An 18,360-nucleotide genomic window follows, 5' to 3' on the forward strand; every position below is an offset into this window, starting at 1 on the left:
TTGTGGAGCAACTCACTGCAGAGTTTGGCGGTGCCGAACAAATTGGTGTGGGCGTCGGTCCCGTGCTGGAGAAGTTTGATGATGTGTCCAGGATCGTTGTCCTGCGCGGAGGCGGCCTGGGGGACCTGCTCTTCGCGGTTCCGGCAATGGCTGCGTTGAAGGCGGCCTATCCTGCATCGAGGATCACCTTGTTGGGCACGCCGATCCACAAGGCGCTGCTCGGAGCGGTGGAAAGCCCGGTGGACGAGGTCGTTGTCCTGCCGTTCGCGGAGGGCGTACGGCCCGGGGAAGAGGACGCCGGCGAACTGGACCGTTTCTTTGCCGATATGCGGGCGCGCCACTTTGATGTGGCCGTCCAGCTCCACGGCGGGGGACGGTACTCGAACCCCTTCCTGCTGCGGCTGGGGGCACGCCACACGGTGGGGACCCGGACGGCCGACGCCGCAAGCCTTGAGCGCACCGTCCCGTACCTCTATTACCAGCACGAACCCCTCAGGGCCTTGGAGGTGGCCGGGTTCGCCGGCGCATTCCCCGTGGACCTTGAGGCGCGGCTTGCACCCTCCCCGCCGGCAGCAACCTCCCAAGCCCGCAGCGGCGACGGCGACCAGCCGCTCGTGGTGATCCACCCCGGCGCCACCGACCCCCGCCGTCGTTGGCCCGCAGCCAAGTTCGCGGAACTTGCCGCTGCCTGCGCGGCTGATGGTTCGCGGGTGGTCATTATCGGCGATTCCACTGAACAGGAGCTGGCAGCGGAGATTGCCTCCCGGGCGGCCTCCGCGGCAGTTCATTCCGCGGCAGGCGAACTGGAGATGGCAGGCCTGGTGGCGCTGCTGGCGGAAGCCGGCGTTGTGGTGGCCAATGACAGCGGACCGAGGCATCTGGCGCAGGCCCTCGGTGTGCCGACGGTCGGCATCTTTTGGGCGGGCAACGTGATTAATGCGGGGGCGCTGGGGCGGAGCCTTCACCGCGTCCACGCCTCATGGGTCACGGCCTGCCCCACCTGCGGCATCGACGTCACCCAGGTGGGCTGGACAGCACCGCGCTGCGTCCACGACGACTCGGCGGTGGCCGGTATAGGCGTCACGGAAGTCTATGAGGACGTCCGCAGCCTCACCGCCACCACGTTCGCGAAGCAGGACGCATGAGCGGCGCGGTTATGGCGGAGGAGGCCGGTGCTCCGATACCCTCAGACGGCAAACCGGAGCTTTTGGTCCTGCGTGCCTTGAAGCTGGGCGACCTGTTGGTGGCCGTACCGGCGCTGAAGGGCATCCAACGCGCTTTTCCCGGGCACCGGCTCCGCTACGCCGCGCAGGGGTGGCTGTCGGAGGCCCTGGGACTGGTGGGTGGCTATGAGCTGCTGCCTACGCACGGCCTCGACGAGCCGCTGGCGATGGATCCCGGCGTGGTGGACGTGGCCATCAACCTGCACGGCAGCGGCCCGGAGAGCCAGGGGAGGATCGAGGCGTTGAGGGCCCGCCAGACCCTGGGCCATCGAAGCGCCTACCGGGACGGGCCGCCCTGGCGGCCGGAGCTGCATGAGCGCGAGCGCTGGGTCCGGCTCCTCGAATGGCATGGAGTGGAAGCCGATCCGCTGGATGTGCAGTTGAACACACCGCACGTTCCCAGTCCCGTCCCCGGCGCAACAGTCCTGCATGTGGGAGCCGCCTACGGCAGCAGGCTGTGGCCGGCGGAGCGGTTTGCCGCGGTGGCGACGGCACTGACCGAAGCCGGACACCAGGTGGTCTTCACCGGAGGTACGTCCGAAAGGGAGCGCGCCGGGGAAGTGTGCCGCCTTGCAGGACTGCCCGGCACGGCCGTACTGGCAGGGGTGCTGGGCCTGGGGGAGTTCGCTGCCACGATTGCCGCCGCGCGCCTGGTGGTCTCGGCCGATACCGGGGCTGCGCACCTGGCATCTGCGTACGGCACCCCATCCGTGGTGCTCTTTGGTCCGGCCCCGCCTGAGATCTGGGGTCCGCCGCCGGGACCCCATGTTGTCCTGACCCGGGCCGAACTGCGGCGCGGGGACACCTTCGCGGCACAGCCGGACCCTGCCTTGCTTGCTGTCCAGGTCTCCGATGTCATGGCTGCTGTCAAAGGACTGGGGTTGCTCTGAACCCTGTGGGTTTACGCGTCGATGCTGTGGGTCTGCAGGGGTTGGATCCTGCGCCGCGGGCCTAAAATTGGTGCATGAGCACTGAGCTGGAAATCGCTTTGGTGTTGGGGACGGCGTTCCTGTGGGTCACCGTGACGCTGACCATCCTGTCCGCCATCGACCGGCCCGAAAGGAAGGCGCGGCGGCAGGAACGGCGCGACATCCGGACGGAAAAGCGGCGGATTGAGTACCGTCCAGTGGCGGCGGGGCCGCATGCCCAGGGACGGAACCGGCGCCCGCGGTCCCGGAGGCTCCACCCGCACTGACCGACGACGTGACTGTCGCGGGTGGGCCGGCGTGGAGCGCGGGCCCGGACCTCCGCGCGCGGCCGCCCGGCCGTCGTCGTACTCTGCCCTGTGGTGGGCGCGCTCGACGTCCCTTCCCCCTTTAGTCAAGTCTTGACGGGGTTGGCCGGATCCCTGACACTTCCCCAATGGGAGTAAGCGAAGAGTTGCGGGCTCTGGGCGACGTGGTGGACAGGCTCGCGGCGAAGTTTCCCGCCCTGTCCAGGGAGCACATTGAGGATGTAGTGCAGCAGGAACACAGCCTCCTGGACACGGGCAGGGTCCGGGCGTTCATACCGGTCCTGGTTGAGCACGCAGCCAGGGACCGCCTCTCGCGTTGATTCGCGGTAAGGCCTCAGGTGGCCGGCATGACGTCGATAAGCACCTTTCCGATGGTCTCCTGTTCCACCGCATCATGGGCTGCGGAAGTCTGCTCCAGCGGGAACCGCGTCAGTGGCAGCCCGTGTTCTTCACCCACCCGGAGCGCACCGGCGGCGAGCGCTTCGGCGACGGCGGCCACGGCGTGCTGCTTCTGTTCGTCGGTGACTGTGTACGTGAGGATGAACTGGTACCGGACGTTCTTGGTCATGCTCTCGCGGATGGGGACCGTCAGTGATTCTCCGGGGTTCGCGGCGTAGATGGAGATGGTTCCGCCCGGCTTGAGGATCTGCAGGTCCGTTTCTATGTTGGCGGGCGCGTTGACGTCCACAATGATGTCGACGCCCTCCGCGGCCACTTGGTGGACGGCGTCGACAACCTCGTCCGTCCGGTAGTTAATGACCGTTCCGGCGCCGGCACGGCGGGCAAGCTCAGCTTTGCGGTCCCCGCTGACGGTCGTGATGACGGCGGCACCGGCCCATCGTGCGAGCTGGATGGCCGCATGGCCTACGGCTCCGGCGCCTCCCGTGACCAGGACGGTTCGACCCGCCAGGGCACCGGGGGAAAGCCGGGCCGGCCCGTCCTCGTTCGAGGTCAGGGCCCGGTGGGCGGTCAGGGCCGGGATCCCCAACGAGGCGCCGGTGTCGAAGGACTCGGCGTCGGGAAGGGCCACTGCTTTGTGGCTCGGCACCACTAAGTATTCCTGGGCGGTACCTTCGTTGCCGCCCCAGGCGACGTCCCACAGCCAGACGCGATCGCCCACGGTGAAGCCGGCTACTCCGGCGCCCAGCTGGTCGATGACTCCGGCTCCGTCCTGGTTTGGAACCTTTGGGGCGTCCAGCTTCCTGCTTCCGCTTCCGGACCGCGACTTCCAGTCGGTGGGGTTCACTCCGGACACCACCACCCGGACGCGGACCTCTCCCGCTCCTGGCTTCGCCAATGGCCTGTCCCGGAGCTTCAGCACGGATGCGGGCCCTGTTTCCTCGTACATAACTGCCTTCATGTTGTCTCCCATGCCCGGTTGCGGATGCCCTACCGCTCCAACCTACCGAAAGCGCAGCACGGGAGCAGCGCCCCAGTCCATGGGCGTTCAGTCTTCCTGCAGGTTGGCGGTGCCCAGGGCGGTCTTCCCGGCGTAGTCATAGATCACTACGCTGCGAATGGGTTCCCGCAGGGCGGCCCACCTGGCGGCGTCCATTTCCACCCGCTGGCCCGCGCCCGTGAGCGGCCCCAGTTCGATCAGCTTGGCGGAAGACAGTCCAGCGCCGCCGCCCGTCCCTGGGACCAGCGTGCCCGGGCTCAACATCAGGCGAAGATCGTCACCGGTGCCGGTTGCAAGGTTCTCCAGCTGCAGGACAGCACCGGCTTTGGTGACGTGGATCGTCACCGTTCCCGTCGTGACTGCTCCCTGGGACTGGAACTGTCCCCTCAGAGTCACAGGCCCCGCAGAGGAGGGAACACCGGGAGCAGGTTCCACCGTGGAGCCTTGCTGCTGCGGCCCGGGCGCCGGCCCGGAATCAGTGCAGCCGGCCAGGCCGGCCGCCAGCACCACCGAGAGCGCCGCGGACTGTATCACCTTCATTTTTCCCCCAATGATTTATTCCCGCCTTCCTAGAACCGGGTCGTGCCACGCAGCGGGCGCGGCCGGCCGTCCGGGTCCACAATGAACCGGTAGATGGGCTCGGCCCACAGGCGGTGGAACGGCGGGACAGGCTGGGGTGTGTGGTGACGCACCTGCCCGGTCGGGCGGGGTGTGGAACGGCCGGTGCGGTGCCACTGGTCCAGGGCATCGGCCGCGCTGTTCCACAGCTCCAGTTCGCCCCCGTCCGCCAGGAGACGGGGGTCGTCCTGGTCAAGGCCCAAATGCTCGGCCCAGAGCTGGAGCCGCAGCTTCCCCGCGAGCGGGTGGGTCCCCGGTCCGCCCTTGTTGTCGCCGGGCGTCCCGCCGGCCGATGTGTCGATTACCGCACAGGTGAGCTCGCTGTCGGTTGTCCAGGACCGGCGGTTGAAGTTGTCCGACCCGCAGGTGAACCAGGTGTCGTCGATGATGCAGATCTTGGCGTGGACGTAGATCGGTGTCCCGTCGCTGTTCTCCAGGTCGAACACCCCCACCCGGTCCGGAGCGGCCCGGCGGAGCATGCCGATGGCACGCAGTTGCCCCAGGCGCCTGGGCGGTCCGCCAAGGAAGCCGTCAGAGTCCGGGTACCGGGGCACCACGACGATGACGTTGAGCCTGTGGTTGCGCTGTAGGGCGTCTGCAATGCCGGCGGCGACTTCCGTTGACCACAGGTACTGGTCCTCGATGTAGATGAGCGAGCGGGCCTGGGCGAAGGCCTTCGCATACGCCCTGGCTATGCTTCGTTCTCCATTGGGGGCGAACGGGAAGGGCGGATGCTTCACACCGTAGGTGCGCAGCAGTTGGACGGCGTGAGGGCCGGCCGGCGGCGGGGGCGGAGCGGCCTCCGGCAACGGCTTGGGGTGCCTCGGCATGCGGGCCAGGCGCTGCAACAGCATCCGGTAAGGAGTTTTGCGGTCCAGCGGGTGGGGGTCGTTCCACCGTTCTGCGAACACTGCGAGCACATCGGCAACGATGGGGCCGCGCAGTTCAAGGGCGGCATCGTGCCAAGGAGGCCGCTGCCCGTAGCGGGAATCCATCTTCACTGCCTGCGGGTCTCCGGCATGGCCGGCATCATCGCGGCGGCTGTGTGAAAGGTCGATTCCCCCGACGAAGGCTACGTCGCGGGAGGGGTCGTCACGACGGCGGATGACCACCAGTTTCTGATGGTGGGAACCGAAGATCCGGACGCGCTGATCCAACAGCGCCTCCCCGCCGGCGTCGTTGATCTGGCGGCTGAGGAGCTCGTTTGAGCGTCCACTTATGGGGGCTGACACCCGTTCGCCGTGTGACCTCCAGACAAGGCCGCGTACTTCGACGCCGGACCGGGCCAGTTCCGCGAGCAACCCGCCAATCGTCGTACCACCCGGTTCCAACTGCTCATCACCGTCGCCGCGCCAGTCAGTGAACCATACCCGGTCTCCGGCCTTCAGGCCGGACAGTTCCGCGTGCAGCCTGGAGAAATAGGCAGCTCCATGCACCAGGGGCCTGACCAGGTTGCCTTCCGACCAGGGTGGAGAATCTGCACCGCCGGCATGGATCAAGGAGGCCGGGTTTCCGCGCTCGGCCCGGTTCAGGAACCACTTGCCAACCGTGCTGTCCACTCGGTGCTCCTTTCGGGGCCCGGGGGACCAGGCCGCTGCGGATTCCAAACTAGCCTATGGCCGCACGCAAACTGCCTGTTTCCCGGGCGGGGCCGAACAAGCCACGATGCGGCAGCAGTCCCGCCAGGTGGGAATAGGCTTGTCCCAGGCCGCTTCCACACCCCTGAAGAATGAGGCAGAACATGTCATTGAAGGAAAAGCTGAAGGGCGACGTCGTCGCCCACATGAAAGCCGGCAACAAGATCGCCCTCACCACGGTGCGCAACGTCCTTGGTGAGATCGAAACGCGGGAGAAATCAGGAAAGACCCCGGTTGAGCTCGATGACCTCCAGGTCACGGCGTTGCTGCAGAAAGAGGCCGCCAAGCGCCGTGACACGGCCGCCACCTATACCGCCGCCGGGCACGGCGACCGGGCACAGGCCGAGATCGCCGAGGCTGAGGTCATCGAGGCCTACCTGCCCAAGGCCTTGACCCGCGAGGAAGCTGAAGCCATCATCGACGGGGTCATCGCTGAATTGGGAGCCGGGGGCACCGCCCTGACCATGCGTTCCATGGGTACGGTCATGAAGTCCGTAACCCCCAAAATCGGCGGACGCTTCGACGGCAAAGCCGTCAGCGAGATCGTCAAGGAACGCCTGGCCTGACGACAGGGCGACGATGCAGTGCGGGCCTGACGGATTTCCCGCCGACCTGCGCATAATGAGGCCATGGGGTTCCGGGCTCACCGAGCCGATCAGTCGCGGAAAAGCGTGGCAGTGATGGCCACTGCCGGTGTGCTTGTGTCGTGTCTGTCGTCTGCCTGCGGCGGGTCGTGGCAAGGGGAGCCGCCCTGTTTGCCCCCAAGCTATGCCGTAACCCCGGCCGTCGCGAAACCCGGTGACGCGGTCACAGTCCACGCGGCCGACGCTGACTGCAATCCCCGGTACGGCCAGGACGCCCGGATTTACGTCTCGGTCACCGACGCCGCCGGCCACACCGTCGTCAGCACGACTGCCGCGATGAACGATGCCGGCGGGTTTTCTTACCAGTTCGACGTGCCGCTGGCGGCAGCGCCGGGGGAGGCCAGTGTTGAGGCCTACCCTTTCGGCGTGGATTGGTGTGACGATACCGGGACGAACAACCGTGTTCGCCATGCGGAAGGTTTCAGCGGGGCCTCGTGCGCTGCAAGGACGAGGCCGCTGACAATTACCCCCTAGCCGCCCAGTCCGCGCAGGGATCGCATCCCCGTGACGGGGTTCAGGAGGTGCCGTAATCGATCCTGGCCGTGCCGTCCTTGGGAACGGTGATCCGTCCGCCCTGGAAATCCTGGACGGTGCTGCCGTCTGCCGTCACGTAGTTATCCGTGGTCGGGTAACCAAGCCTGCCCCACTCGAAACCGGTCCCTGCCCAGGCGTCGCGGGTCTTGCCGACGGAGAGGCGAACTCCGGTGGCCGGGCTGGAGATCAGGGCGCCCTTCTGGAAGTTGATGAAGGAGCCACCGTCCTTCAGCCCGGTCACCCGGTTGGTTCCGGGAAACCCCAGGGTGGCTGGACCGTTCACAGCATCGAATGCGGCGCTGAACTCTGACGGCATGGAGAAGGCTCCGAGGGCTGCGGTCCAGTAGATGGATCCGCCCTGGTAGGTCTGTTTGACGCCACCGCTGACCGGTATTTCGTCACTCGTGGGGTAGCCGAGGAACCCGTTCTCGTAGCCGGCCTGGGCCCAGGCTCCGCGGGTGGCACCAATGGACACGTGGGCGCCGGTGGCAGGGGACCAGAGGATGGAGCCGTTCTGGAAGTTCTGGTACAGCCCGCCGTTCTTGATGGCCACCTGGGGACTGACGGCAGCGCCGAGTGAGCGGCCCATTGCCTCATGCTTTGTGAAGATGGCCCCGGATACCGCGTAGGTTCCGACGTTGGGCACGAAGTAGATGACGCCGCCCTGGTAGTTCTGGGCAACAGCGCCTCCTGGCGTGCCGTACTCATCCGTGGTGGGGTAGCCGAGGACACCGTGCTCGAAGTTCTGTCCGGCCCAGACGTTGCGGATGGCTCCCACGGAGATGATGGCGCCGTTTGCCGGGGTCCACAGGATGGAGCCTCCCTGGTAGTTCTGGAAGGCACCTCCTTCCTTTAGGCCGGTGATCACATCGGTGACCGGGTAGCCCAGGCTGCCCCACTCAAAACCCGTGGAGGCCCATTTGTCACGGATCGGGCCGGCGCTGACTGCGGCTCCGGACGCTGGGGAAAACATGATCGCCCCGCCCTGGAACCCCTGCCAGGAGCCGCCATTGCGGAGCCCGCGGAACTCATCGGTTGTTGGGTATCCCAAGGGGCCACCTTCAGCTCCCTGGGAGCGCCACTTGCCGTAGATGCCCGCTGTGACGGCGTGCGTTCCCGCAGCGGGTGAGGAGAAGATCGCGCCATTCTGGTACGCCTGGTAGGAGCCGCCGTCTTTCAGGCCGGTGATGACGTCACTGACGGGGTATCCCAAGGCGCCGTTTTCGAATCCGGTTTCTGCCCACTTGTCCCGGATTGGCCCGAAAGACGAAAGGTACGCGCCGCTGGCGGGGGAAAACATGATGACGCCGCCCTGGTACACCTGGTAGACGCCACCGCCGCGCAGGCCTCCAACTTCGTCGGTGACCGGGTAGCCGAGGGGGCCGTTTTCATAACCGAGGGAGGCCCACTTGCCGCGGGTGGCTCCCCACGAGAAATGGGCTCCGGAGAGGGGAGACCAGATGATGGCTCCTCCCTGGTAGTTCTGGAAGGCGCCACCGTCCCTCAGTCCACCCACCTCGTTGGAGACCGGGCTGCCAAGCTGGCCGGCCGGCCCTCCGCCCAGGCTGTATTTCTGTGTGATGGCGCCAAAGGGATCCGCTGAATACGGGGTGAAGATGTCATCGACTGCGCCCATGATGATTCGATCGCCGGGGCGGCTGCTGCGCAGGAACCTGTTGACCGTCTCAAGGCTGGTGGACAGGCAGCCGGCGGACGTGGTGCGGCCGGCGTGCAGGAAGATTGCGTAGGAGGCCCCCTGCACGGTATTCATGTCCGGCTGGCGGTTGTAGTTGATGACCGCCGCCTGTTCGTAATACCCCTGATTCATGTAGGTGTAGAGGTTCTCGTCAGAGGGACCGCCGCTGCCTTCGAAGTACTGGTTGTAGGTAGGTCCGTACTCACCGCCCCAGCGGGAGTTTGCGTTGACCGTATGGTAGGCAAGGGCCGTACCCGGGTTGGAGCGGCCCAATGCCTCGGTGACGCTGTACGAACCGGTGGGTGACTTGAATGTGTCCTCCCAGGTCAGTCCCGGCGGAGCGAAGCCCTTTAGCCCCGCGTAGCCCCAGTCCTGCCATTCCTGGACATAGCCATTGCCGGAACGAACGCACCCGGTGATGGTGACGACGTTGGATTCACGGCCGGTGGCGGTAGCGAACGTTACCCGGTTAGCACCGAAGCTGTTGTACTTCACCTGTCCCGCAGACAGCCGCTGGCAGGGGTTGTTCTCCTGGGGTCCAGCCTGGGCACTGCCGGTGCCAAGGAAGGCGCTGCCCGCGACTGCGATCACCGCCAAGGCGAGTGATAGTGGCCTGGTCCTCTTCACGGGTCCTTCTTCCTGGAAGGCGCAGCATGGCGCCTTGGTGACAAATAGTCCATGCCAGGACATAAAACCCGAGTTGACGTGGGACGATGCCGGATCTGGCGCGGCTGCCCCTAGGCTACCGGGCTAATTGCGCAACCCACGGCACCAAGTGTGGACAAGCGCCCGAGCGAGTCGGCCCGCGCTGTCCACCGTTGTGCTGATGAGGCAGGGCATCAGGCTCGCTTTAGGCCATCTGCCTGGCGCTTGCGGCGCTCGCCGAATTGGCCCCGGGTGTGGACTACGGATGGCGACGAGCCTGTCGCTACCGGTGCCTAGGGCCAACCGCTGTAGGGATCGGCGTTGTAGTTCGTGGGCGGCGGGTCCTTGTACACCCGGCCTCGTTGGGACTGCGCATTGCCCCGGTGCCTGGGCGGCCGGGTACGCCAATGCTTGCGTTGCCAGTGGGCGTCAGCAGCCGTAGCACCACCATGAAGATGATGAAGGCCAGGAAAGCGAAAAGGTACTCCATCAGTTCTCCTGCCCGTTGGCGGTTTGCCGTTCGCGCAGCCAGCGCCGGCGCTTCACGGCGGTTCTGAACGCAAAGGCAGACATCACCAGACCGCCGGCCCCCACGCCAAGGCCTGGAAGGGCGGTGCGCAGTTCGCCGCCATGCCCGATGACGAGAATCCCCGCCGCCAGCATTCCACCGCTCAGGAGCGTGGTGAAGACAGCAATGCCCACGATGAGGGCCGGGCTCTGGACGGGTGTGGTGGCAGCCATTGACCATCCCTCGGGGACACCGCCGGGACCGTACTGTTCCTCGTACTGGCGCACGTTGAAGCTGCTCGGGTCGTAGAGCGTGCCGTCAGGGCGGCGGAACTGCTTGTCCTGGTTGAACACGGGTCGAATCCTATCGGGACGCGCCGGCTGGTCGCCGCGGTTCTGGCCCAGCTCAAGGAGGTTGATGTCGACGCTGCCGCTCGAGCTTGGCTTCGGGGAACCTCGGAGCTTGCGCAACTGGGTGGCCTTGTACTCGTCACGGGCGAGGAAGAACGTATAGAGCGTCAGGAACCCGGCGAAACCGATCAGCCACAGAGCGCCCCACTCCGGCAAGTCGCCATCCCACAGCGGACGCTGGAACAGCCACACGCCGGTGGCCAGGATAAGAACCATGACGACCATCACGATTCCCATGCCCCACCAGGTGCTGACCTGGGCGTGCCCGCGGCCGGGCGTGAACCCGATCTCGTCGGCCGGGTAGCTGTGCAGCTCGCCCGTGCTGGTCTTGCGCAGGACGCGCTTCTCGCCGGCGGCGACCGCCTGCTTGTGTTCGGCGTAGACGGCGTCCTCGCGTGCAAACCGTTCCCGGTCGTGAACCATCGTCAGGCTCGTTTCTCTTGGCTGGGCAGGTACTCGGGTTCATCCGGGAACGGGCGGGTGCTGAGCGGGAAGTTTTCCCGGCTGATCTCCAGGGTTCCTGGGTGCTCCTCGAACCAGCGCCGGGCCTGGTCGTCGGTGACACCGTGCGTTGGCTTGGGCAGGCCCATGCCCTTGCGGAGCTTTCGGGCCTTGAGCTCTCGCCGGAGGGCGTGGAGACTCAGCAGCCAGCCGCCGGTGAATAGAACCGTGCAGACAACGGACATGACGAACCAGATCAGTCCCATGCCCATGTCGCCCAGGTCAGGAGTGGAGGTGATGATCGCGTAGATGCTGACCAGGATGAAGAGTGGAGCGAGGATTGCTGGGATGGTTGCAATCAGGGCGACGATGGCCAGGCCGGTGAATGTCCTTGCCTGGTAGTTGCCGCCGCTGGGCAGGGAGCCGCCAAGCCCCCACTCTTCCTGGGTATAGGCGTAGATGACCGTTTCCCTGCCCCACCCACCTGTGGCGTAGAAGTACTTGGGGACCTGACCATCCCTGGTGTTCCCGGTGCCGGCCACCATTCCCCCTGTTTCCGGCCCGAGGGCCCGCGTTAAGTGCGGGCTCCGAACTCTGATGCGTGCGGCCCATAGGGCACGTTCCCCCCTGGCTTCCGGTGAGAAAGCATTTTGCTGCCGCCCGCGTAGTTTTCACCCTAACGAAAACCAAGGCGAAACCATGGTGCTGGAGCCGTCCGGGTCGCTCCGCTCGTGTGGAGGATCAGGAACGGGACCACGGTTGGATTCCGGTTACGACGTGGTCGGAGACACAAAAAAGCCCCGGAACATCAATGATGTTCCGGGGCTTCCCATTGTGCGCGGAGGGGGACTTGAACCCCCACCCCCTTTCGAGGACTAGCACCTCAAGCTAGCGCGTCTGCCATTCCGCCACCCGCGCAGGTGGTATTTCGGGAAGCATCTCCGCCTTTCAGCGTTTCGCGCCTCTCCGAAGCAGCGAGAAAAACTCTAACACGAACTTTCCGGGAACAACGAATCGGGCCAAGTAGGTAGGCTGAGGGCAGCGATTCAGCTCGTGCCAACCAGTCATTCCCTACCAAGGAGCCACCAATGCCTGACGTCCTGCCCGAGGATGAAGTTGTCCGGATCTGCCAGGAACTCATCCGGATCGACACTTCCAACTACGGCGACGGGTCGGGGCCGGGGGAGCGGGCTGCGGCAGAGTATGCCGCCGGACTCATCGAGGAAGTGGGGCTGGACGCCGAGATCTTCGAGTCGGCTCCCGGCCGTGCGAACGTTGTCACCAGGATGGCGGGGGAGGACCCCTCGGCCAGTGCGCTGGTGGTCCACGGCCACCTGGACGTCGTTCCAGCGCTCCGGGACCAGTGGTCCGTTGACCCGTTCGGGGCAGAACTGAAAGATGGCCTCATTTGGGGACGCGGCGCCGTCGACATGAAGGACATGGACGCCATGATCCTTTCGGTGCTGAGGAGTTTTGCCAGGGAGGGCCGGAAGCCCAAGCGGGACATCATCTTCGCTTTCTTCGCGGATGAGGAGGCCGGCGGCGTGTATGGCGCCCGCTACGCCGTGGACAACCGGCCCGAACTTTTCGAAGGCGCCACCGAAGCCATCTCCGAGGTGGGCGGCTTCTCGGCCACCATCGGCGGCCAGCGGACCTACCTGCTGCAGACCGCGGAAAAGGGCATCTCCTGGCTCCGCCTCGTTGCGCACGGACGTGCCGGCCACGGTTCGCAGATCAACACCGACAACGCCGTCACCCGCCTTGCCGCCGCCGTCACGCGCATTGGCGAGTACAAGTGGCCCATCGAACTCACTCCCACCACCCGGCAGTTCCTCGACGGGGTGACTGAACTCACCGGAGTTGAGTTCGACGCCGACAACCCCGACCTGCTGCTCAACCAGTTGGGTACGGTGGCACGGTTCGTCGGCGCGACCCTGCAGAACACCACGAATCCCACCCTCCTCAAGGGCGGCTACAAGCACAACGTCATTCCCGAGTCCGCCGAAGCACTGGTTGACTGCCGGACCCTCCCGGGCCAGGAACAGCAGGTCCTCGAAATCGTGCGCGAACTCGCCGGCAACGGCGTGGACGTCAGCTACGTCCACAACGACGTCTCGCTGGAGGTCCCGTTCGCCGGCAACCTGGTGGACTCGATGATCGACGCTCTCCACAAGGAGGACCCCGGCGCCAAGGTGCTGCCCTACACGCTCTCCGGCGGTACGGACAACAAGTCGCTCAGCCGCCTGGGCATCACCGGCTACGGGTTTGCGCCCCTCATGCTGCCGGATGAGCTGGACTTCACCGGCATGTTCCACGGGGTGGACGAGCGCGTCCCGGCGGATTCCCTGAAGTTCGGTGCCCGGGTCCTGGACACCCTGCTCACCAACTACTAAGAGGAGTCCGCCGTGAGTCCAGAGGAACTGCTGCCGGATGAGCTCCTGGAGCGCATCCGCAGCCGCGCCGCCGGATATGACCGTGACAACGCCTTCTTCCACGAGGACCTGGAGGAGTTGGCAGCGGCAGGCTACACGAAGCTTTTCGTACCAGCGTCCGACGGCGGCGCAGGGCTTGGGCTCGAAGCGGCGGCGCAGTGCCAGCGCAGGCTGGCGACGGCTGCCCCGGCCACCGCTTTGGCCGTCAACATGCACCTGGTCTGGACCGGCGTCGCGCACGTCCTGGCGGCGCGGGGCGACAACTCGCTCGATTTCGTCCTCAAGGAAGCTGCCCAGGGCGAGGTCTTCGCCTTCGGCAACTCGGAAGCCGGGAACGACTCGGTCCTCTTCGATTCACGGACCACCGCCACACCGGAACAGGATGGCGGCTATTCCTTCACCGGTACCAAGATTTTCACCAGCCTGTCGCCGGCCTGGACCCGTCTGGGCATCTTCGGGAAAGATGCTGCAGCCCGGGACGGTGCCGGGGAACTGGTCCACGGATTCATCACGCGGGAAACTCCCGGCTACCGGATCCTGGACGACTGGGACACCCTGGGCATGCGGGCCAGCCAGTCCGCCACCACGGTCCTGGAAGCCGTCAAAGCTCCAGCCGACCGCATCTTCCGCAAGCTGCCGGTCGGCCCCAATGCCGACCCCCTGATCTTCGCGATCTTCGCCTGCTTCGAGAGCCTCCTGGCCGCCGTCTACACAGGTCTCGGTGAACGCGCCCTGGCCGTGGGCGTGGAGAACGTGAAGCGGCGCACATCCTTCAAGAACGGCGGCCGAAGTTACACCCAGGACCCTGACATCCGTTGGAAGGTGGCAGACGCCGCCATGGCCATGGACGTCCTGTACCCGCAGCTCAGGACCGTTACTGCCGACGTCGACGCCCTGGCTGACCACGGAAGCCAGTGGTTTCCCAAACTGGTGGGACTGAAAGTGAACGCCACCGAAACAGCCCGCCGGGTGGTGGACCTGGCCATCCGGGCCAGCGGGGGATCAAGCTATTTCAGGGGCTCGGAACTGGAACGGCTCTACCGGGACGTGCTGGCTGGAATGTTCCACCCCTCCGACGACGAATCAGCCCACAACACCGTAGCCAACGCGTGGCTGGGACCGTTGGAAGACTAAACGGTCCGCTGGACCGCGCATTTCTAAACGGTCCGCTGGACCTGCATCACCCGGCGCCGCAGCCAAAAGCGCCTGCCGCCACCCACGTACAGCTTGCTGCGCTCCAGCTCCCACTTGCCGTATTCGGAGTGTTCAACGAGCCGGCGCCGAGCCTCCGGCAAGGAATCATCAGGGCTGACGGTCAGTACGAGGTACTCGTACTGCCGCAAATAATCCCGCTCCCGCTGGACCGAGCTGGTGAGAAATTGTTCCTTCATTTGCTCTCCATTTTCGTCCTTTTCCGGCTAACGTGAAGTCATGAGCATCGATCCGCGTGTCGCGCTTTCGTCCCTGACCACCGCTTTGGAAGAACACCTTATAGCAGCATCGAACCGCCGCGGGGACGGTGATCCCTCCGTTGAGGCAGCGTTTTTCGCAGTTGCCGATGCTTTCGAAGTTTACGAGGACGCTCTCTACGAGGCCTACAACGAAGTAACGCCCCTGCAGGTCTTTGACGACGAGGATGAAGAGGACGAAGAAACCGACGTGGACGAGGACGAAGACCTGGAAATCGTCGACGAATAGCAGGGCCGCCCGAACCGCCCCAGGTACAGGGAAGTTCCAGCGCGGAAGCTAGGACACTGCGGAAACATCCTCCAGCGCGCGTGCAATCTGCGGCGGCAGGGGCGCCAGCTGGGAATCGAGGATCTCCTTCAACTGCACCGGTGTCCGGGCGCCAACGATCGCCGTGGCAACTCCGTGCTGTGACAGCAGCCAGGCGAGCGAAACATCCTGCGGAGTCCGGCCCAGCCCGTTGGCAGCCATGCACACCGCATCCACGATCCGCGACGGCTTCTCCTCCAGATACGGCTCCACGTAGGCGGCTTCGCTGACCGAGGCGCCCCGGGAACCGGCGGGGATGCTGCCACGGTACTTCCCTGTGAGCACCCCCCGGCCCAGCGGAGCCCACGCCATCAGCCCCAGTCCGGCATCCTCAACGGCGGGGATCAGTTCCGCTTCCGCCCTTCGGTTAAGGAACGAGTATTCGGCCTGGATGGCCACCAGTGGCACACTGCTCGTGGCGGCGGCCTTGGCGGCCTGCCAGCCCCTGTAGTTTGAGATGCCCGCGTACCTGGCCCGGCCGGTGCGGACGGCGAATTCCAGTGCCGCCAGGGTTTCATCGAGGGGAACGTTGCCATCCCACGCTTCGGCGAACCACAGGTCCACATAGTCGGTGCCCAGCCTGGCCAGGCTTGCATCCAGCCCGGTGAGCATCGCATTGCGTGAGGCGTCCACCGCACGCCGGCCATCCGGCGTCGTCATACCCGCTTTCGTGGAGATGGAAATCTCCGTGCGGGACACCACATCGCCCAGGAGTGAGCCAAGGATCGCTTCCGAGCCGCCGCCCGCGTAGGACGCCGACGTGTCCACGTGCCGGCCGCCGGCATCAAGGAAAGTGCGCAGCAGTTCCGAGGCGTCCTGTTCGTCAGTGTCGCCACCCCAGGACCGGGTGCCAAGGGAGAGGGCTGAAACTCGCAATCCACTGTTGCCGACGTAACGCTGCTGCATAGCAGCAAGCTTACGGCCAGGAGCGGCGCTGCCATGCCGTAGGGTCTTAGCGTGAACTGGTTTGAAGCGGCCCTGCTGGGCCTAGTGCAGGGACTGACCGAATTTCTACCGATTTCATCAAGCGCACACCTGCGGATCGTGGGCGAATTCCTCCCCAACGCAGAGGACCCGGGGGCAGCCTTCACGGCCATCACCCAGCTCGGCACGGAGACCGCGGTACTGATCTTCTTCTGGCGTGACATCGTCCGCATCGTCAAGGCCTGGGCCGGCTCGCTTACCGGCCGCGTGCCCCGGCAGGACCCTGACGCCCGGATGGGCTGGCTGGTGATTCTGGGCAGCCTGCCCATCATCGTCCTGGGGCTCCTCTTCCAGGACCAGATCGAGTCCGTGCTCCGCAGCATGTGGATCGTGGCCACCATGCTCATCGTCTTCGGCCTCATCCTTGCCGTGGCAGACGCAATCGGCGCCCAAAAGCGGGACCTTGCCCACCTGACCTACAAGCACGGCATGCTGTACGGCCTGGCGCAGGCCCTGGCCCTTATTCCCGGCGTCTCCCGATCCGGCGGCACCATCACCGCGGGCCTGCTGATGGGTTACACCCGTGAGGCCGCGGCACGGTACTCCTTCCTGCTGGCCATCCCCGCGGTCTTCGGCAGCGGGCTGTACCAGCTGTACAAGGTGGTCACCAAGGAAGGGATCTCCGGGCCCTTCGGCCTGCCGGAGACCGCGCTTGCCACCGTGATCGCCCTGGTGGTGGGCTACGTCATCATCGGCTGGTTCCTGAAGTTCGTGTCCACCCGCAGCTACCGGCTCTTTGTCTGGTACCGGATCTTCCTTGGACTCGCGCTGTACCTGCTGCTCGGTTTCGGCGTCATCAGCGCCTAGGACTAGGCTTGGCATGTGAAATCCTGGACTTCCCGCCCTGTGCCTGCCCTGCCCGGAAACATCCCCGCCATCCGGTTGCTCGATACTGCGGCGGGCCGAGAGGTGGCCCTGGAACGGGAGGCCAGGCCTTCCATGTATGTCTGCGGCATCACTCCTTATGACGCAACCCACATGGGGCACGCGGCCAGCTATGTCGCCTTTGACCTCCTGAACCGCGCCTGGCGCGATGCCGGCAGCGAGGTCTCCTACGTACAGAACGTCACTGACGTGGATGACCCCCTGCTGGAACGTGCCACCGCCACCGGCGTCGACTGGCGCGACCTCGCCGCGGAACAGGTGGAACTCTTCCAGACCGATATGGAGGCGCTGAACGTCCTGGCGCCGGACAACTACGTCGGCGCCGTCGAATCCATTGGCCTGATCGTCCCCGAAGTGGAACGCCTGGTCAGCATGGGGCTGGCATATAGGGTGGCCGGCACCAACGGCGAACCTGACGGGGATGTCTATTACGACGTCGAAGCCGCCGGCAAGCAGTCAACGGCACCTGACGCCTGGGCCCTGGGATCCATTTCCCACCTTGGCGAAAGCGCCATGCTGGAGCTCTTCGCCGAGCGCGGCGGGGATCCGGGCCGCGCCGGAAAGCGGCAGGCTCTTGACCCGTTGCTGTGGCGGGTGGAACGCGAGGGTGAGCCGAGCTGGCCCGGTGGAAGCCTGGGACCGGGACGGCCCGGCTGGCACATTGAGTGCACCGTGATCGCGCAGAAGTACCTGCCCGCACCCTTCACCGTGCAGGGCGGCGGATCGGACCTGATCTTCCCGCACCACGAAATGGGCGCCGGCCACGCTTACTCCCTGGCCGGGGTCCCGCTGGCCAAGCACTACGCGCACGCGGGGATGGTGGGCCTCGACGGCGAAAAGATGAGCAAGTCCAAGGGCAACCTGGTGCTGGTCTCCAGGCTCCGCGCAGCCGGCGAGGACCCGGCAGCAATACGGCTGGCGATCCTGGCCCACCACTACCGCTCCGATTGGTCCTGGACCGACGAAGGCTTCCATGCCGCCAAGGCCGACCTTGCGGCGTGGCGGAAAGCCATTGACCACGCTCCCGAGGGCTCGGGCCAGCAGCTGCTGGCCGAGATGCGGGAGGCGCTGGCAGCCGACCTGAATGCGCCGGCAGCGGTGGCCGCGGTCTCGCGTTGGGCACGGAACGCGAACGACGCCGGTGATGCCGCCAGCCCCGCTGACGCGGCCCTGGTAAAGGACGCGGTGGACGCCCTCCTGGGCATCCGGCTCTAACGCGTCCGCATTTCGGCAGACGGGAAGGGCCCGGCCGGGATTGCTCCCAGCCGGGCCCTTCCTGTTAAGGCATGTCAGT

At 65.8% G+C, this 18,360-nt stretch carries 19 protein-coding genes and 1 tRNA gene; 11 read left to right on the forward strand and 9 right to left on the reverse strand.

Going from position 1 to position 18,360, the window contains the following annotated elements:
• Positions 1-2 precede the first annotated feature (2 nt).
• The 4 genes from LDO22_RS03215 to LDO22_RS03230 all read left to right on the forward strand — a co-directional run bounded on the left by LDO22_RS03215 (position 3) and on the right by LDO22_RS03230 (position 2,777).
• Entirely contained in the window at positions 3-1,145 is a 1,143-nt protein-coding gene (locus tag LDO22_RS03215) for a glycosyltransferase family 9 protein (RefSeq protein WP_224026082.1), read from the forward strand.
• The gene (locus LDO22_RS03220; RefSeq protein ID WP_224026083.1) at positions 1,142-2,113 is read left to right on the forward strand and encodes a glycosyltransferase family 9 protein; all 972 of its coding nucleotides are present in this window, start codon (positions 1,142-1,144) and stop codon (positions 2,111-2,113) included. Before LDO22_RS03215 ends, LDO22_RS03220 begins: the two co-directional genes overlap by 4 nt.
• A gap of 74 nt (positions 2,114-2,187) precedes the next feature.
• A complete protein-coding gene (locus LDO22_RS03225; RefSeq protein WP_224026084.1) occupies positions 2,188-2,418 on the forward strand; it encodes a hypothetical protein in 231 nt (76 codons plus the stop codon).
• Between the two features lie 167 nt (positions 2,419-2,585).
• Entirely contained in the window at positions 2,586-2,777 is a 192-nt protein-coding gene (locus LDO22_RS03230) for a hypothetical protein (protein WP_142133845.1), read from the forward strand.
• Positions 2,778-2,791: 14 nt separating this feature from the next.
• On the opposite strand, the gene LDO22_RS03235 is transcribed toward LDO22_RS03230, so the two are convergent.
• The 3 genes from LDO22_RS03235 to LDO22_RS03245 form a co-directional block, all read right to left on the reverse strand.
• Positions 2,792-3,817 carry an NADPH:quinone reductase gene (locus LDO22_RS03235; RefSeq protein WP_224026085.1) on the reverse strand — a complete coding sequence of 342 codons (1,026 nt, stop codon included), beginning with the start codon at positions 3,815-3,817 and terminating at the stop codon, positions 2,792-2,794.
• Between the two features lie 87 nt (positions 3,818-3,904).
• Complete coding sequence (locus LDO22_RS03240) at positions 3,905-4,396, reverse strand: DM13 domain-containing protein (RefSeq protein ID WP_224026086.1); 492 nt, start codon at positions 4,394-4,396, stop codon at positions 3,905-3,907.
• Between the two features lie 29 nt (positions 4,397-4,425).
• Positions 4,426-6,033, reverse strand: a complete 1,608-nt coding sequence (locus LDO22_RS03245) for a phospholipase D-like domain-containing protein (RefSeq protein WP_224026087.1) — start codon at positions 6,031-6,033, stop codon at positions 4,426-4,428.
• A gap of 182 nt (positions 6,034-6,215) precedes the next feature.
• On the opposite strand from LDO22_RS03245, the gene LDO22_RS03250 reads away from it, so the two are divergent.
• Together LDO22_RS03250 and LDO22_RS03255 are read left to right on the forward strand one after the other, a co-directional pair.
• Entirely contained in the window at positions 6,216-6,677 is a 462-nt protein-coding gene (locus LDO22_RS03250) for a GatB/YqeY domain-containing protein (protein WP_224026088.1), read from the forward strand.
• Positions 6,678-6,866: 189 nt separating this feature from the next.
• Positions 6,867-7,229, forward strand: a complete 363-nt coding sequence (locus tag LDO22_RS03255) for a hypothetical protein (protein WP_224026089.1) — start codon at positions 6,867-6,869, stop codon at positions 7,227-7,229.
• 40 nt (positions 7,230-7,269) lie between these two features.
• On the opposite strand, the gene LDO22_RS03260 is transcribed toward LDO22_RS03255, so the two are convergent.
• The 4 genes from LDO22_RS03260 to LDO22_RS03275 all read right to left on the reverse strand — a co-directional run bounded on the left by LDO22_RS03260 (position 7,270) and on the right by LDO22_RS03275 (position 11,907).
• Positions 7,270-9,612 (reverse strand): hypothetical protein, encoded by a 2,343-nt coding sequence (locus LDO22_RS03260; RefSeq protein ID WP_224026090.1) that lies wholly within the window; start codon positions 9,610-9,612, stop codon positions 7,270-7,272.
• Between the two features lie 507 nt (positions 9,613-10,119).
• Positions 10,120-10,971: a hypothetical protein gene (locus tag LDO22_RS03265; protein ID WP_224026091.1), complete on the reverse strand. Its 852-nt coding sequence runs from the start codon at positions 10,969-10,971 to the stop codon at positions 10,120-10,122.
• A 2-nt stretch (positions 10,972-10,973) separates the two neighbouring features.
• Positions 10,974-11,534 carry a hypothetical protein gene (locus tag LDO22_RS03270; RefSeq protein WP_224026092.1) on the reverse strand — a complete coding sequence of 187 codons (561 nt, stop codon included), beginning with the start codon at positions 11,532-11,534 and terminating at the stop codon, positions 10,974-10,976.
• A 290-nt stretch (positions 11,535-11,824) separates the two neighbouring features.
• Positions 11,825-11,907: transfer RNA gene (locus LDO22_RS03275), tRNA-Leu, on the reverse strand.
• 170 nt (positions 11,908-12,077) lie between these two features.
• Between LDO22_RS03275 and LDO22_RS03280 the strand changes: the two genes are divergently transcribed.
• Both LDO22_RS03280 and LDO22_RS03285 read left to right on the forward strand, forming a co-directional pair.
• Complete coding sequence (locus LDO22_RS03280) at positions 12,078-13,382, forward strand: M20/M25/M40 family metallo-hydrolase (protein WP_224026093.1); 1,305 nt, start codon at positions 12,078-12,080, stop codon at positions 13,380-13,382.
• A gap of 12 nt (positions 13,383-13,394) precedes the next feature.
• Positions 13,395-14,555: an acyl-CoA dehydrogenase family protein gene (locus LDO22_RS03285; RefSeq protein WP_224026094.1), complete on the forward strand. Its 1,161-nt coding sequence runs from the start codon at positions 13,395-13,397 to the stop codon at positions 14,553-14,555.
• A 23-nt stretch (positions 14,556-14,578) separates the two neighbouring features.
• On the opposite strand, the gene LDO22_RS03290 is transcribed toward LDO22_RS03285, so the two are convergent.
• A complete protein-coding gene (locus LDO22_RS03290) occupies positions 14,579-14,812 on the reverse strand; it encodes a DUF5703 family protein (protein ID WP_018771130.1) in 234 nt (77 codons plus the stop codon).
• Between the two features lie 40 nt (positions 14,813-14,852).
• Between LDO22_RS03290 and LDO22_RS03295 the strand changes: the two genes are divergently transcribed.
• Entirely contained in the window at positions 14,853-15,119 is a 267-nt protein-coding gene (locus LDO22_RS03295) for a hypothetical protein (RefSeq protein ID WP_159631991.1), read from the forward strand.
• Positions 15,120-15,167: 48 nt separating this feature from the next.
• Here LDO22_RS03295 and LDO22_RS03300 read toward each other — a convergent pair whose 3' ends face one another.
• Complete coding sequence (locus tag LDO22_RS03300; protein ID WP_159631990.1) at positions 15,168-16,103, reverse strand: aldo/keto reductase; 936 nt, start codon at positions 16,101-16,103, stop codon at positions 15,168-15,170.
• Between the two features lie 51 nt (positions 16,104-16,154).
• Here LDO22_RS03300 and LDO22_RS03305 point away from each other — a divergent pair, with 51 nt between their 5' ends.
• Together LDO22_RS03305 and mshC are read left to right on the forward strand one after the other, a co-directional pair.
• Positions 16,155-16,988, forward strand: coding sequence for an undecaprenyl-diphosphate phosphatase (locus LDO22_RS03305; RefSeq protein WP_224026095.1), 834 nt, complete (start codon positions 16,155-16,157; stop codon positions 16,986-16,988).
• A gap of 15 nt (positions 16,989-17,003) precedes the next feature.
• Positions 17,004-18,281 carry a cysteine--1-D-myo-inosityl 2-amino-2-deoxy-alpha-D-glucopyranoside ligase gene (mshC, locus tag LDO22_RS03310; RefSeq protein ID WP_224026096.1) on the forward strand — a complete coding sequence of 426 codons (1,278 nt, stop codon included), beginning with the start codon at positions 17,004-17,006 and terminating at the stop codon, positions 18,279-18,281.
• Positions 18,282-18,360 lie beyond the last annotated feature (79 nt).

The organism is Arthrobacter sp. NicSoilC5 (genome assembly GCF_019977395.1).
GTDB lineage: Bacteria > Actinomycetota > Actinomycetes > Actinomycetales > Micrococcaceae > Arthrobacter.